Below are 15,223 nucleotides of genomic sequence, written 5' to 3'. Positions count from 1 at the left end.
AACAAAGTCCAACTGTCGACCATGGTCGAGGGTGCGGTGAGGGCAGGCTGGGTGAGGGAAGGCGGGGTGGGGCGGGGCAGGCGGGGAGGGGGCAGGCGGGGTGGGGGCAGGCGGGGGAGGGCTGGGTGAGGGAAGGCGGGGTGGGGCGGGGAAGGCGGGGGTGGGGTGAGGGGAGGCGGGGTTCAGGGGGCTGGGGGAGCGGTGGACTCGCGGACTGTCAGGACCGGGTCTGCGGTTCGGCGGTTGATTACTGCTGAGGGGGTCGCGATCACTTCCAGGAGGACCTCGGCTGCCTGGCGGCCGAAGTCGAAGGTGTCTCGGGACAGCGCGGTCAGCGCCGGATGCATCAGCTGGGTCAGGATCGAGTCGTCGAACGCCACGATCGACAGGTCGCCGGGCACCGAGACGCCCATCTCCATCGCGACGCCGAGCCCGGCCACTGCCATCACGTCGCTGTCGTAGACGATCGCGGTCGGCCGATCCGCCTGCGAGAGCAGCTTGCGGGTGGTCGCGGCGCCTTCCGCGTCACTGAAGTCGGTCGTCAGCGAAGGGGCGTCGATCAGCCCGAGCCGGGGAGCCGCATCGCGGACGGCCTTGATCCGGCGCTGGGTGTGCTGGAAGTTCGGCGTACCGGCCACGTGCGCGATCCGGCGGTGACCGAGCGCGGCCAGGTAGTCCACGATCGAGAGCATCGCGTCCCGGTCGTCGGCCCAGACCGAGGCGAGCGCGCCCTTGCCGCCCCGGCCGCCGATCACCACGGCCGGCATCTCCAGCGCTTTCAAAGCGTCGAGCCGGGGGTCCCGCACGGTCAGGTCGACCAGGATCACGCCGTCGACGCGATGCTCGGAGGCCCACCGCCGGTAGACCTCGACCTCGGCCTCGGTGTTCTCCACGATCAGCAGTTGCAGCGAGATCGAGTGCGCCGACAGGCCCGACTGCAGGCCGGAGAGCAGGTGCGCGAAGAAGGGCTCGACCCCGAGCGTGCGGGCAGGCCGGGCGATCACCAGGCCGACGGAGTCCACCCGGGAGGCGCCGAGCGCGCGGGCGGCACTGTGCGGCCGCCAGCTCATCTGCTCGGCGATCTGCAGGATCCTCGCCCGGGTCGCGTCACTGACTCCGGGCCGCCCGTTCAGCGCGAACGAGACCGCGCCTTTCGAGACGCCTGCCTTGTCGGCGATATCGGCGATCGTCGGTCGCGCCATCAGCCCTCCCTCACCCAGTGTCCCGCAAGCGAGACGCTTGTTGTCCCCTTGACAGCGGATTCTACGATGTGGATAGTCGAGGAGCTATACCGGTTTATCACTTCAGGAGAACCCCATGCGTAGTCGTCGTCTCATACCGGTGGCAGCTCTTGCCGTCGCGGCCATCACACTCGCAGGCTGCGGGCTCGGCTCCTCGGACGATACGTCGTCCGACAGCAAGCCGACGGTGGATGCGAACACCAAGGTGACCGGCGAGGTGAGCCTGCAGACCTGGGCGCTCAAGCCGAAGTTCACGTCGTACGTCGAAGGTGTGGTCAAGGCCTTCGAGGCGAAGTACCCGGGCACCAAGGTGACCTGGCTGGACCAGCCGGGTGACGGCTACGACAAAAAGGTGCTGAGCCAGGCCTCGGCCGGCCAACTGCCGGACGTCGTCAACCTGCCGCCGGACTTCGCCCTCCCGCTGGCCAAGCAGAACCTGCTGCTCGACGTCGCGGCCGCCGACCCGAAGCTGTCGGAGGAGTACGTCGAGGGCGGCATCCAGGCGTACCAGTACCAGGGCCAGAACGGCACGTTCGGCTACCCGTGGTACCTGAACACCGACATCGACTACTGGAACTCGGCCAAGTTCACGGCGGTCGGGCTGGACGCGAAGAACCCGCCGAAGACCTTCGACGAGCTGCTCGCGGCCGCCAAGGTGATGCACGACAAGTCCGGTGGCAAGGAATACCTGATGAGCCGGTTGCCCGGCATCGGTGACTTCACCAACGCGGGCGTGAAGGTGCTGTCCGACGACGGCAAGACCTTCACCTTCAACACCCCCGAAGCCGTTGCGCTGCTGGAGAAGTACCGCGCCGCCTACCAGGCCGGTTACCTGCCGCGCGACATCCTGACCCAGGAGTACCTGGGCAACTCCAAGCTCTTCACCCAGGGCAAGGTCGCCTGGACCACCGGTGGCGGCAACGCGATCCAGGACTTCCAGAAGGACAACCCGTCGCTGAAGGGCAAGGTTGTCGCGTCGCCCGCGCTCGACACCCCGCCGCTGTATGTGCAGGGCCTGTCGGTATCGGCGAAGACGAAGAACCAGGCGGCTGCGATCGCGCTGGCCCGGTTCGTCACCAACGCCGAGAACCAGGCCGCGTTCGCGAAGATCGTCAACATCTTCCCGTCCACCAAGGCCTCGGGAGGAGACCCGTACTTCTCCAAGAGCGACGGTACGCCGGAGTCCGACGCCAAGGTGCTCGCGTTCGCCTCGCTGGCCAAGGCCAAGTCGCTGCAGCCGGCCGTGATCAGCGGCGCCACCAACGACTTCATCAACCAGCAGATCTCGCTGGCGATCGCCGGAAAGGTGACGTCGAAGGCCGCCCTGGATGCCGCGGTGGCGAAGGCCAACCAGCTGCTCACCCAGTAGATGCGTAAGGGAGTGCGGTACCAGCGTTGGTTCACCCCGTGGGTGCTGGTCATCCCGGCGCTGGCCTGGCTGCTGGTGTTCAACCTCTGGCCGTCGGTCAACACCGTGATCCTGTCCTTCACGAACGCCCGCCCGATCGGGGGTGGGTCGTTCGTCGGACTGAAGAACTTCGAGACCCTGCTGCACGACGAGCAGTTGCGGTACGCGCTGCTGAACAGCGTGATCTACATGGTCGTCTGCCTGCCGTTCCTGACGATCTTCCCGCTGCTGCTCGCCGTACTGGTCGAGAAGAAGCTGCCCGGGATCACCTTCTTCCGGACCGCCTTCTACACCCCCGTGGTGGCGTCGGCGGTGGTGGTCGCGCTGATCTGGCAGTGGATCCTGGACGATCGCGGTCTGGTCAACGGCCTGGCCGAGAAGCTGGGCGTGATCTCCGGGCCGCTGCCGTTCCTCAGCGACCAGTGGCTGTTGTTGCTCAGTGCAATCAGTCTGACGATCTGGAAGGGCCTCGGGTACTACATGATCATCTACCTGGCCGCCCTCGGGAACGTCGGCCGTGAGCTGCACGAAGCGGCCGCCGTGGATGGAGCGTCGCCGTTGCGGCGGTTCATCCACGTGACCATTCCGGGCGTCCGCGGCACGATGGTGCTGATCTCGATCCTGATCTCGGTGTCCGCGCTGCGGGTGTTCTCCGAGCTGTTCATCCTGTCCGGTGGCAAGGGCGGTCCCGGTGGCCGGGACAACTCGGTGGTGATGCTGATCCAGCAGTACAGCCAGGGCTTCGAGGGCAACCTCGGCTACGCCTCCGCGCTGTCGATCGTGCTGTTCTTCGTCACCGTCGTACCGATGCTGGTGCTGGCCAGGCTCAACCGGAAGGCGGCCGACGCATGACCGTTGTCACTGATCCCGCGCGGCCTGTCGACGTGCCGGCTTCGGACCGTACTGCGGGGCGCCGGCCGCGCCGCGGTTCGTTCGGGTTCAGCTCGATCTCGCCGACGGAGAAGGTGGTTCGCTACCTGCTTCTGGTGTTCGTGCTGCTGATCACGATCGGGCCGTTCCTGTGGCAGCTCTCCACGTCGCTGAAGGGATCCGGGGAGGACATCTATACCCGGATCCCGCGGCTGCTGCCGGCCCAGCCGACGCTGTCGCACTACCGTGAGGTCGCGGACACCATCCCGGTCTGGGACTACATGAAGAACTCGGTGCTGGTCGCCGTACTGGTTGTCGGGGGCAACATCATCGGGTCCTCGCTGGCCGGGTTCGCGCTGTCGCGGCTGCGGTTCCGGTTCCGCCGGATCGTGCTCGGGCTGTTCCTGGCGACGCTGGTGCTGCCGGGCGAGGTGACGATCATTTCGCAGTACGTGACGGTTCGGGAGCTCGGGCTGGCGAACACGTTGTTCGGAGTGGCGCTGCCCGGGATGATCGGCGCGCTGAACGTGCTGCTGATGTTCAACGCGTTCCGCTCACTGCCGGTCGAGGTCGACCAGGCCGCGGTGGTGGACGGCGCGAACGTGTGGCAGCGGTTCGTCTACATCGGGCTGCCCTCGGTGCGCGGGACGATCAGCGTGGTGGCGATCTTCGCCTTCATCGGCGCCTGGGACGACTTCCTCTGGCCGCTGATCGTGCTGACCGATCCGAACAAGTACACCTTGACGGTCGGTCTGCAGTACCTGTCCGGGACCTTCAGCAACAACCCCCGGCTGATCGCCGCGGGCACGATGATCGCGTTCATCCCGATCGTGATCGTGTTCGCCGTCTGCCAGCGATTCTTCTTCAAGGGCGTCGAGGAGGGCGCCGTGAAAGGATAAGTCGGTATTTCTTGTTCGGCCATACCCATCCGCCCATGCTGGTTTGGTTCGAAGGAGTTTCTCAATGTTGCGTAAGGCAATGGTTTTCGCGGTCGCCGCCGTCTTCGGCGCCGCCTCGATCTCGGCACCCGCGTTTGCTGGTCGGTCGCGTACCACGGCTGACAGCAAGCGGGTCGTCGTGTACTACCAGACGCAGTACCTGAACGGCGCGTACGTGTCGCCGAAGGCGATGACCGACAACGTCACCGGCGTCACGAACGTGCTGGTCGGCGCCATCCACCTCGATCCGACGGTCGTGCACCTGAACGACGACCCGCCGGAAGCCGCCAAGTTCACCCAGATGTGGGCCGACCTGCACGCCATGCAGGCCAAGGGCGTCAAGGTCTCCGCCTTCGTCGGCGGTGCCGCGCAGGGGAGCTTCCAGCGACTCGACACCGACTTCGACACGTACTACCCGCGGCTGAAGAACCTGGTCACGACGTACGGGCTGGACGGGCTCGACCTGGATGTCGAGGAGAGCATGTCGCAGGCCGGTATCAACCGGCTGATCGACCAGCTCACCACCGACTTCGGGACCGGCTTCATCATCACGCTGGCGCCGGTCGCGACCGCGCTCACCGGTGGCGGCAACCTGTCCGGGTTCAACTACGAGACTCTTGAGCGCGACCGCGGCGCCAAGATCGACTGGTACAACGCGCAGTTCTACTGCGGCTGGGGCTCGATGGCGAACACCACCGGCTACGACAACATCATCAATCGCGGGCTGTTCACCCCGTCGAAGGTGGTCGCGGGTGTGGTGACGAACTCGGCCAACTGCGGCGGGTACGTCGCACTGCCGACGCTGAAGAGCACGCTTGCTTCGCTGGTCGCGAAGTACCCGACCTTCGGTGGCGTCGACGGCTGGGAGTACTTCAACTCCGACCCGGGCGGCACCTCCGCACCTTGGCAGTGGGCCCGCGAGATGACATCCGCGATGGCTGGTACGACCGGCACGGTGAACCTTGCTTTGAACAAGCCGGCCACTGGCTCGGCGTCCTGCGCCTCTACGGAAGGCCCGGCCAAGGCGGTCAACGGCAGTGTGTCCGGCGGCAACGCCGACAAGTTCTGCTCGCTGGCCGCTTCCAAGTGGCTGCAGGTCGACCTCGGCTCCTCGGTCGCTCTCGGCAGCGTGGAGATCTCGCACGCCTCGGCGGGTGGTGAATCCGCGTCGTTCAACACCCGCGCCTTCACCGTCCAGACCTCCACCGACGGCACCACCTGGACCACCCGCGCGACCGTCACCAACAACACCTCCGCGGTCACCACCCACTCCGTAGCCGGCGTCACCGCCCGGTACGTCCGCCTCAGTATCACCACCCCCACCCAGGGCACCGACCCCGCAGCCCGAATCTACGAACTGAAGGCCTTCGCCTGACCCCTGACCCCCAGACCCCAGACCCCTGACCCCTGACCCCTGACCCCTGACCCCTGACCCCTGACCCCTGACCCCTGACCCCTGACCCCTGACCCCTGACCCCTGACCCCTGACCCCTGACCCCTGACCGGCCCTGCCCATTCCCCCTGGGCAGGGCCGCTCTCTTTGTCTCCGGCGGACCTCCACCAGGCCCGCGCCCCGCCCCGCCCCCCACCCCGCCCCGCTTAGCCCCCGCCCCGCCCCGCCCCGCTTTGCCCCGCCCCACCCCGATTAGCCCCGGCCCCGCCCCACCCCGCTTAGCCCCGCCCCGCCCGCCCCGCCCCGCCCCGCCTTCCTGCGCTGAGCGCCCACCGGCTGTAGCGAACTTGTTCGTAACGAACATGTTCGTTATGGTGTGAGAGGAAGGCGATGAGGAAGGTCGGGTGTCATGAGCGAAGAGAAGACGGGGCCGCGGAGTCGGCGGGAGAGGCCGGCCAAGGCGGCGTTGACGCGGGCCGGGATTGTGGCGACTGCGGTCGAGTTGGTGCTGGCTGAGGGGCTGGCGCGGGTGACTATGCGGCGGTTGGCGCAGGAGCTGGATACGGGCGCGGCTTCGCTCTATGTGTACGTGCGCAATACCGACGAGCTGCATGCGGCTGTATTGGAGGAGTTGCTCGGAGCTGTCGACCTCGCCCCGGCGACGGCTGCGGGGGACTGGCGAGACCGGCTCGAGCGGGTGCTTACGTCGTACGCCGATGTGCTGTTCGAGTACCCGGGACTGGCTCAGTCCGCCCTGGTGGCGAGGCCCTCGGGACCGCTGTATCTGAATCTGGTCGAGGCTCTGCTCGCTCTGCTCGACGAAGGTGGTGTCCCGAAAGCCCAGGCTGCTTGGGGGATCGACCTGCTGTTGCTGTTCGCCACAGCGACCGCGGCAGAGCATGCCGCCAGTGATCCGCGAGCGAAGGCGGATGACGGTCGACAGTCCGAGCAATGGGCAGCCCTGGCGACCGCAGTACGGAATCTCTCGGCGGAGACCCATCCGCAGATCGCAGCGCACGGGGACGACCTGTTGTCCGGACCCGGTGAAGCGCGATTGGCGTGGGGTTTCCGCGTCCTGATCAACGGGGTGCTCGGCACTCCGAAACCCGAAGGGGAATCGAAATGACCACACATCACCCGATCGTGATCATCGGTGCCGGACTGGGCGGGCTGACTCTCGCTCGCGTCCTGCACGTCAACGGCATCGAGCCCGCCGTCTTCGACCTGGACGCCTCGCCGACGGCGCGCACCCAGGGCGGCATGCTCGACATCCACGTCGAGTCCGGCCAGGCGGCACTGCGCGCGGCCGACCTGTACGACGAGTTCCGCGGCATCATCCACCAAGGCGGCGAGTCGACCCGGATCCTGGACAAGCACGCCATTGTGCTGCTTTCGGAGGAGGACGGCGCCGGCGACGGCGACCGGCCGGAGGTCAACCGCCGCTCGCTGCGCGACCTCCTTCTCGACTCCCTGCCGGATGGCACGGTTCGCTGGGGAGCGAAGGTCATTGACGTCAAGCCGCTCGGTGACGGCCGCCACGAGGTTTCGCTTGCTGACGGCAACAGCTTCAGTACGGACCTGCTGATCGGCGCGGACGGCGCCTGGTCGAAGGTGCGGGCGCTGGTCTCCGATGCGAAGCCTCTGTACTCCGGGCTGTCGTTCGTCGAGCTCAACCTCGAAGCTGCCGACAGCCGGCATCCGGTGGAGGCCGCGATGGTGGGGAACGGAATGATGTTCGCGCTCGGTGAGGGCAAGGGATTCCTCGGCCACCGGGATCCGGACGGGTCGCTCCACGTGTACGCGGCGCTGCTGGCGGACGCGGGGTGGTCCACCTCGGGCGAGATCGACTTCGCCGATACCGAGAAGGCGAAGGTCGCACTGATGGAGAAGTTCGCCGACTGGCACGAGGACTTCCATGGCTTCATCACCGGTGCCGACGGCAACCTGGTTCCGCGCCCGATCCACGCTCTGCCGGTGGGGCTCCGGTGGGAGCGGATTCCCGGCGTCACGCTGGTCGGGGACGCCGCGCACGTGATGTCCCCGTTCGCCGGTGAGGGCGCGAACCTCGCCATGCAGGACGGCGCCGAACTGGCCACCGCGATCGTCGCCAACCCGGGTCGCCCGGAAGACGCGCTCGCGCAGTACGAGGAGGCGTTGTTCCCCCGCGCCGAGGAATCGGCGTCGCAATCGGCCATGAGCTTGGAGATGTGCTTCGCTCCCGACAGCCCCCAAGGCCTGCTCGACTTCTTCGCCTCGGTTCCCGGCTAGCTGCCTGCACCCACCGCCCAGCCGCAGCGCCCACCGCGCAGCGCCCACCCCACCGCGCAGCGCCCACCCCACCGCGCAGCGCCCACCCCACCGCGCAGCGCCCACCCCACCGCGCAGCGCCCACCCCACCGCGCAGCGCCCACCCACCCCACCGCGCAGCGCCCAGCGCCTCGCCTAGCGCCCAGCGGCCGGCGGCCAGCGCCCGGCAATCTGGTGGGTCGGGGTCGCCCTGGCCGTGGCCCTGCTGGCCGGACTCGCCTCGGTGCTCTGGTTCTCCCGCCTTCGCCGTGCGGACGGGGTGGTCGGGTTTGGTCGAGATCGGTGGTGCGGGGGAGTGGTGCGGTTAGGTTCCTGGGGTCCGCTTGTCTCCACGCCCTAGGAGCTGGTCTGCATGACCCGGCGATTCCTGCTCACTGCCCTCACCGCGGTTGCCGTGGTCGGCGCGTTGTCGTTCTCATCCGCGACGCCGCGCGCCGAAGCCGCGCCGTACACGTTTCTGAATCTGAGCTTCAACCTCTGCGGCAACAAGTGCAATCACGGCACCCTCGCGGTGGCGAACGAGGTGGCGGATTCGATTCTGAACCGCCCGACCCGGCCGCGGACCGCCACACTGCAAGAGGTGTGTGCCGGTCAGGCGGCCCGGATCCGGGCCCGGCTCGCCGACGCGAACTACCAGGTGCTTCACGTCCCGACGGCGCATCTGTGCGACGACGGTTCCGAGTACGGGATCGCCCTGGTGACCAAGGGCGATCGGGACTGGACCAAGGTCTGGGATCTGCCGAACCCGTACGGCAACGAGCCGCGCAAGATGGTCTGCGCGATGCTGTCGCCGCAGAAGTTCATCGCCTGCTCGACCCACATCGACTTCCACGGCGACGGTACCCGCGGCGCCCAGGTCGACAAGGTCGCCGCGATCCTCGCCGACTACGCGGCCGCCGGGCACCCCGCCTTCGTCGCCGGTGACTTCAACCTCCAGCCCGACGACGACGCGCTCGACGTGATGTACCGCCCGGCGTACGGCGGTGGCGCGACCGGCACCCACACCGAAGGCAACGGCTGCTGCAACCGAGGCGGCCCGGCCACCGGCGACGGCGGCGCCAAAATCGACTACACCTTCATGAAGGCCTCCGCTTTCACGCCAACCTTCTCGGATGCCATCTCGACCCCGAACTCCGACCACAAGAAGCTCTGGGCCGGGATGACTTTGGACTGAACAGGGCCCGCCTTCCCGCAGTACAGGCGTCTTTGTGCACGGACTGAGCAGTCCGTGCACAAAAAACGCTCAGCGGATGCACATAGGCCGGCCGCGCCCGCGGGTGTCCGCGCCTATGTGCACGGCCTGAGCAAGAGATCGGCACGGAATGCTCAGCCGGTGCACAAGGCGTCCGTACGGCGGGTGGGTGATGCGAGCGGCCGATGTCGGAAGGGGGAAGCGTGGGCGTAGTACGGGGGTGTTAGCGGCGGGAGGCGGTGGGGTGGACTTCGCCGGTGTATTTCTCGCCTGGGCCGGTGCCTGGTTCGTCGGGGATCGACGACGACTCCTTGAAGGCGAGTTGGAGGGAGCGGAGGCCGTCGCGGAGGGGGGCGGCGTGGTGGTGGCCGAGGCTGGGGGCGGCGGCATCGAGGAGGCCGGCCAGGGCATCGATCAGGGAGCGGGCCTCGTCGAGGTCCTTGTGCTCGGGGAGGTCTTCGGCGAGGCCGAGGTTCACGGCGGCGGCGCTCATCAGGTGCAGGGCGGCGGTCGAGATGATCTCCACGCTCGGTACCTCGGCGATGTCCCGGGAGATGGTCGACATCGGATCCACCCGGTGCTGCTCGGCCTCGACAGAGGTCTCCACGGCGGCCTCATCTGCAGGTACAGCCGCAGGCGCGGCCGCGGCCTCGACGACGGGCGCGGCAGCAGACTCCACGACAGGCGCGGTGGTGGGCTCCACAGCGGGCTCGGCCGTGGGGGTTTTGGGTGAAGTGGAGATGGGGTCGGTCATGCTGCTACTCTTGCATGGCGACCGACCCGGTCCATTGGTCACCCCTGAGCGGAATACTCGAGGGCTGCCGATGGTTCGAGTCTAAGCGGAGGGCCACCTCCCACCCAGCTGATGAGAAGTCGGCGGGTCCCGGTCACGCCGGCTTACCAGCTCGCAAGGGCAGGAAAGACGGCGATCGTACGGCGTACTTCGGGTAACCGGGGTTGTACCGCCGTCGATCTGGGAATTGGGCCTTCGTGTGGACGCACGAGGGCCTTTCGTCATTTCCCGGCGGATCGACCTCGGGCGATCACGAGGTGGTACCCAGAAAACGAACAACCCAGGAGGACCCATCACCATTGAACTGCGCGTCAACGAGCGCATCCGCGTTCCCGAGGTGCGACTGGTCGGACCGAACGGTGAGCAGGTAGGCATCGTCCGGATCGAAGACGCACTTCGGTTGGCACAGGAAGCCGATCTCGACCTGGTCGAGGTTGCGGCCACGGCACGTCCGCCGGTCTGCAAGCTGATGGATTTCGGCAAGTACAAGTACGAGACCGCGCAGAAGGCGCGCGAGTCCCGCCGGAACCAGACCAACACCGTCATCAAAGAGATGAAGCTGCGGCCGAAGATCGACCCGCACGACTACGAGACCAAAAAGGGTCACGTCGTCCGGTTCCTGCGTGCCGGTGACAAAGTCAAGATCACCATCATGTTCCGTGGTCGCGAGCAGTCCCGCCCCGAGTTGGGGTTCCGGCTGCTGCAGCGGCTGGCCGAAGATGTCGGGGAGCTCGGCTTCGTCGAGTCGTCGCCGCGTCAGGACGGCCGGAACATGATCATGGTGCTCGGACCGCACAAGAAGAAGTCCGAGGCGCGCGTGGACGTGGAGGCCGAAAAGGCCAAGAAGGTCGCCGAGCACGAGGCCGAGCAAGAAGCCGAGCGGGTCGAGCGGGCCGAACAACTCAAGCAGTTCGAGGCCGAGAAGGCAGCCGGGGCCACCAAGAAGCCCAAGGGTCCGGCAGACAACCTCGATCCGGAGTGATGTGTCGCTCCGGTCGCCGAGATTGACGCTGCCGGAGCAAGCACACCAGATCGAGTCAACGAAAGAGACCAGGAGTACATAGCCATGCCGAAGATGAAGACCCACTCGGGTGCCAAGAAGCGCGTTCGGGTCACGGGTTCGGGCAAGCTGCTGCGCGAGCGCACCGGTCGTCGCCACAAGCTCGAGGAGAAGTCGAGCCGCCGCACCCGCCGGCTGGCTGGCACCATCGAGGTCTCGCCGTCGCACGCCAAGAAGTTCAAGAAGCTGCTCGGCATCTGAGCTGCTCTTCCCCCACCCCGAACACCCCGCCGGGTGGACGAGCTTCTTCCGGCGCAGAAATACAAGGAGTAACACCTCATGGCACGCGTGAAGCGGGCAGTCAACGCCCACAAGAAGCGCCGGGTCGTACTCGAGCAGGCCAGCGGTTACCGCGGCCAGCGCTCGCGGCTTTACCGCAAGGCGAAGGAGCAGGTCACCCACTCCCTCGTCTACGCCTACCGTGACCGCAAGGCGCGCAAGGGCGACTTCCGCAAGCTGTGGATCCAGCGCATCAACGCTGCGTCCCGCGCGGAGGGCCTGACCTACAACCGTCTCATCCAGGGTCTTCGCCTGGCCGAGATCGAGGTCGACCGCAAGATCCTCGCCGACCTGGCCGTCAACGACGCGCCGGCGTTCTCGGCGCTGCTCGCGCTGGCGAAGGCGGCCCTGCCGGCCGACGTGAACGCCAAGAGCGACGCCGCGGCCTGAGCCGTAGCGACGATCCAGTAGCAAACACCGAAGTGGCGAGCCCTGGTCTGCTGACCGCGCAATCCGTGCGGATCAAACAGGCCCGGAGGCTCGCCACTCGTGCGTTCCGGCGCAAGTCCGGCCGGTTCCTGGTCGAGGGTCCGCAGGCGGTCCGCGAGGCACTCGAACACCCCGAGCTGGTGGTCGAGGTGTACGCCGAGCCCGACGTCGCCACCCGGCACCGCGACCTCCGCGACCTGGCCCAGTTCGCCGACGTCCCGTGGTACGACGTGAATCGCGCGGCGATCGAAGTACTGAGCGAGACCGTCACCTCCCAAGGCGTCGTCGCCGTCTGTTCGCTGGTGGACGTCGCCCTGGAAGATGCCGTACTCCGTACTGCGCGGCTGGTGGCCGTCGGCGTTCAGGTGCGCGACCCAGGCAATGTCGGCACCTTGATCCGTACTGCGGACGCGGCCGGCGCCGATGCCGTCGTGCTATCCGCGGAGTCTGTCGATCCGCACAACCCGAAGGCCGTTCGTGCCAGCGTCGGCAGCATCTTCCATCTGCCGATCTCGGTCGACGCGGACATCGCGACCGCCGCCAAGGCCTGGCGGGAACAGGGCCTGCAGGTGCTCGCGGCCGACGGCTACGGCAGTTCCGATCTGGACGAGTGCATCGACGACGGCACCCTCGCCAAGCCGACCGTCTGGCTGTTCGGCAACGAGGCGCACGGGCTGCCCGACGGGTTCGACGCGATCGTCGACCGCTCGGTGAAGGTCCCGATCTACGGCCGGGCCGAGTCGCTCAATCTCGCCACCGCGGCCGCCGTCTGCCTCTACGCCTCGGCCCGCGCGCACCGCCGTACGGATTGACTTCCGCACGCAACGCCGTACGGACTGACTTCCGCAACGCCGTACGGGCTGACCTCCGCACGCGGGCGCCGTCATACCGGCTGGGCTAGTTCCGTACTCGGGTTTCGAGGCCGTCGAGTAGGGCTTCGAGGCCAAAGGTGAAGGACTCGCTGAACGTCGTGTCGAGGTCGCGATCGGCCCGGCGGCGGACGGATTCACGCATGTCTTCGTCCGCGACGGCATCCACCTGCTTCAGCACCTCACCAGCCCACTCTGTCAGCGAAACGCCTGACTTGCGGGTGATCTCGCGGGTCGCGACCTCGGCGCTCGCGGTGCCGAGCGTGTAGGCCATCACACTGCCCATCGCGTAGTCGAGGTCCTTGCCGGTGAAACCGGCCGCGCCGAACAGCACCAGACCGCGAGAACCCAACGCCATCGCGTTCGGCCCCATGCTCGGCCTGGTGTACATCACCTCGGGCAGCCAGTGATGCCGGATCACGGCGGCCCGCAGACTGTGGCCGAAGAGCAGGGCGCCGTTGCGCCAGCCGGCCAGCGCCGGATCCGGGACGTCGATCTCGCCCCAGATCTCGTCGATGAGCAGATCGATCAGGTCGTCCTTGGTCGGCACATGCCAGTACAGGCTGGTCGCGCCGGCCCCGAGCTTGGCGGCCAGTTTGCGGATGCTGAGCCCGGCCAGCCCCTCGGCGTCGAGCGTCGTCATCGCGGTCCGCACGATCTGCTCCCGGGTCAGGGTCTCCCGCGCCGGTGCCGAGGCCGGCTTCCGGGTCCAGATCGATTCCTTCATGCGCCCATCCTAGCTAATTCACTGGAACACTGTGCGGTCCTGTCGTACAGTGTGCGAGTGACTAGTACACCGTACGAGTCCACGGCGACCGGTCATCCGCGACGCTGGTGGATCCTGCTGATTCTTTGCCTGAGCCTGATGGTGCTGGTGGTCGACAACACCGTGCTCAACCTGGCGATCCCGTCGCTGATGCGCGACCTGTCCGCGACCCCGGCGGACGTGCAGTGGATCATCGATGCCTACATCCTGGCGTTCGCGGGCCTGCTGCTGACCGCGGGCAGCCTGTCCGACCGCTTCGGCCGGCGGAAGGTGCTGCTGATCGGGCTGGTCCTGTTCGGACTGGCCTCGCTGCTGGCCACCTTGGCGGAGAATCCGTGGCAGCTGATCGCCTGCCGCGCCCTGATGGGCGTCGGTGGATCGCTGCTGATGCCGAGCACGCTGTCGTTGCTGTTCACGGTGTTCCCACCGCAGGAGCAGCGCAAGGCGATGGCCGGCTGGTCCATGGTCGCGATGGTCGGCGTGATCGCCGGTCCGGCCGTCGGCGGCGTACTGCTCGAGCACTTCTGGTGGGGCTCGATCTTCCTGCTGAACGTGCCGATCGCGCTGGTAGCGATCATCGGTGCGGTCGCGTTGATCCCCGAGTCTCGTGGGCCGGCCCGCGCTGTCGATCCCGGTGGCGCGGTGCTGTCGATGATCGGGATGACGGCCCTGGTGTGGGCGATCATCTCCATCCCGGCCGACGGTTTCGGCTCGGCGAAGGTGCTCGTTGGGTTGGTGGCCGGAGTGGCGGGCCTGATCGCGTTCGCCTGGTGGGAGAGGCGGAGTGAGCACCCGATGGTGCCGCTCGCGTTGTTCGAGGACCGGAACTTCAGCGGTACCAGCTTCTCGATCGTGCTGCTGTCGTTCACCGCCGGTGGACTGTTGCTGGCGCTCACGCAGTACCTGCAGTTCGTCCTCGGGTACAGCCCGTTGAAGGCTGGGCTCGCGCTGATTCCGTACGCCGCTTCGGCGATGCTCTTCAACGGGCTCGGGGCGACGCTCGGGAAGAAGCTGGCCGACCGGACGCTGATCGCGGTCGGGCTGGTGGTGATCGCGGCCGGCTTCGGGATCCTGACGCAGGTCAGTACTTCGTCCGGGTACGGGCTGCTGATCGTGGGGTTGTTGGTGATGGGTATTGGTGGCGGACTGGCCGGGCCCGCGGCGTACACGTTGCTGATGCAGTCAGTGCCTGCCGAGCATCGGGGTGTCGGGTCGGCGATGAACGACACGGTTCAGCAGGCTGGGGCCGCGCTGTCGGTCGCAGTACTGGGCAGTGTGCTTGCCGGTGCGTACTCGTCGTCGCTTCCGGACTCGGTGCCGGAGGCGGGTCGCAAGTCGATCGCCGACACGCTGGCGCTCGGTCCCGACTTTGTCGCCGCTGCTCGATCGGCGTTCACCGATGCCATGTCGATCGCGATGACCGCGGGGCTGGTCGGTGCGTTGGCCGGTGCTGTTGTCGCCGCGATCGCGTTGCCGCGGCGCCGCAGTACGGAGGAGCCGTCGGCCCCGGAACTCGCCGAGGTCTCGGCAGCTGAGGGCGACGGTCGACGGGATCCGTGACCGCGTGTCACCGTTGGCGCAGCGCGCGCCAGGGCGCCTCCCCTCCGCGGCAAGCACCGAGTGCACCTGGGAACACTTGAGTTGACATGTGGCCGACGAACCCTTCGGGACGGCCCGG

Annotated in this window: 15 protein-coding genes; 12 read left to right on the top strand and 3 right to left on the bottom strand. The window is 67.5% G+C overall.

The genetic code is table 11. The features are described 5' to 3' along the window. Positions 1-182 precede the first annotated feature (182 nt). Positions 183-1,202, bottom strand: coding sequence for a LacI family DNA-binding transcriptional regulator (locus tag F1D05_RS08410; protein ID WP_185446741.1), 1,020 nt, complete (start codon positions 1,200-1,202; stop codon positions 183-185). 115 nt (positions 1,203-1,317) lie between these two features. Between F1D05_RS08410 and F1D05_RS08405 the strand changes: the two genes are divergently transcribed. The 7 genes from F1D05_RS08405 to F1D05_RS08375 all read left to right on the top strand — a co-directional run bounded on the left by F1D05_RS08405 (position 1,318) and on the right by F1D05_RS08375 (position 9,331). After that, complete coding sequence (locus tag F1D05_RS08405; RefSeq protein WP_185446740.1) at positions 1,318-2,610, top strand: ABC transporter substrate-binding protein; 1,293 nt, start codon at positions 1,318-1,320, stop codon at positions 2,608-2,610. Continuing rightward, positions 2,611-3,501, top strand: a complete 891-nt coding sequence (locus F1D05_RS08400; RefSeq protein WP_246486522.1) for a carbohydrate ABC transporter permease — start codon at positions 2,611-2,613, stop codon at positions 3,499-3,501. Then, positions 3,498-4,418 (top strand): carbohydrate ABC transporter permease, encoded by a 921-nt coding sequence (locus F1D05_RS08395; RefSeq protein ID WP_185446739.1) that lies wholly within the window; start codon positions 3,498-3,500, stop codon positions 4,416-4,418. The genes F1D05_RS08400 and F1D05_RS08395 overlap by 4 nt, the downstream gene beginning before the upstream one ends. Positions 4,419-4,482: 64 nt before the next feature. Next, a complete protein-coding gene (locus tag F1D05_RS08390) occupies positions 4,483-5,832 on the top strand; it encodes a discoidin domain-containing protein (protein ID WP_185446738.1) in 1,350 nt (449 codons plus the stop codon). A 427-nt stretch (positions 5,833-6,259) separates the two neighbouring features. Further along, on the top strand, positions 6,260-6,976 hold the full coding sequence (locus F1D05_RS08385; RefSeq protein WP_185446737.1) for a TetR/AcrR family transcriptional regulator: 717 nt from the start codon (positions 6,260-6,262) through the stop codon (positions 6,974-6,976). Further along, positions 6,973-8,118 carry an FAD-dependent oxidoreductase gene (locus F1D05_RS08380; protein WP_185446736.1) on the top strand — a complete coding sequence of 382 codons (1,146 nt, stop codon included), beginning with the start codon at positions 6,973-6,975 and terminating at the stop codon, positions 8,116-8,118. Before F1D05_RS08385 ends, F1D05_RS08380 begins: the two co-directional genes overlap by 4 nt. A gap of 391 nt (positions 8,119-8,509) precedes the next feature. Beyond that, positions 8,510-9,331, top strand: coding sequence for an endonuclease/exonuclease/phosphatase family protein (locus tag F1D05_RS08375; RefSeq protein WP_185446735.1), 822 nt, complete (start codon positions 8,510-8,512; stop codon positions 9,329-9,331). A 241-nt stretch (positions 9,332-9,572) separates the two neighbouring features. Here the strand turns inward: F1D05_RS08375 and F1D05_RS39905 are convergent, their stop codons facing one another. Next, a complete protein-coding gene (locus F1D05_RS39905) occupies positions 9,573-10,103 on the bottom strand; it encodes a DUF1844 domain-containing protein (protein WP_246486521.1) in 531 nt (176 codons plus the stop codon). Between the two features lie 274 nt (positions 10,104-10,377). Between F1D05_RS39905 and infC the strand changes: the two genes are divergently transcribed. From infC to F1D05_RS08350, 4 genes are all read left to right on the top strand, one after another. Continuing rightward, entirely contained in the window at positions 10,378-11,124 is a 747-nt protein-coding gene (gene infC, locus F1D05_RS08365; protein WP_219733013.1) for a translation initiation factor IF-3, read from the top strand. 84 nt (positions 11,125-11,208) lie between these two features. Continuing rightward, a complete protein-coding gene (gene rpmI / locus F1D05_RS08360) occupies positions 11,209-11,403 on the top strand; it encodes a 50S ribosomal protein L35 (RefSeq protein WP_185446734.1) in 195 nt (64 codons plus the stop codon). A gap of 78 nt (positions 11,404-11,481) precedes the next feature. Beyond that, on the top strand, positions 11,482-11,871 hold the full coding sequence (gene rplT, locus F1D05_RS08355; protein WP_185446733.1) for a 50S ribosomal protein L20: 390 nt from the start codon (positions 11,482-11,484) through the stop codon (positions 11,869-11,871). Positions 11,872-11,903: 32 nt separating this feature from the next. Next, positions 11,904-12,722: a TrmH family RNA methyltransferase gene (locus F1D05_RS08350; RefSeq protein WP_185446732.1), complete on the top strand. Its 819-nt coding sequence runs from the start codon at positions 11,904-11,906 to the stop codon at positions 12,720-12,722. Positions 12,723-12,807: 85 nt separating this feature from the next. Here F1D05_RS08350 and F1D05_RS08345 read toward each other — a convergent pair whose 3' ends face one another. Next, positions 12,808-13,506: a TetR/AcrR family transcriptional regulator C-terminal domain-containing protein gene (locus tag F1D05_RS08345; protein WP_185446731.1), complete on the bottom strand. Its 699-nt coding sequence runs from the start codon at positions 13,504-13,506 to the stop codon at positions 12,808-12,810. Positions 13,507-13,563: 57 nt separating this feature from the next. Between F1D05_RS08345 and F1D05_RS08340 the strand changes: the two genes are divergently transcribed. After that, positions 13,564-15,105: an MFS transporter gene (locus tag F1D05_RS08340; protein WP_246486520.1), complete on the top strand. Its 1,542-nt coding sequence runs from the start codon at positions 13,564-13,566 to the stop codon at positions 15,103-15,105. The last annotated feature ends 118 nt before the right edge of the window (positions 15,106-15,223 follow it).

The sequence above is a fragment of the Kribbella qitaiheensis genome, assembly GCF_014217565.1.
GTDB classification, from domain to species: Bacteria; Actinomycetota; Actinomycetes; order Propionibacteriales; family Kribbellaceae; genus Kribbella; species Kribbella qitaiheensis_A.
This window is presented reverse-complemented; position numbering and strand designations above follow the sequence as displayed.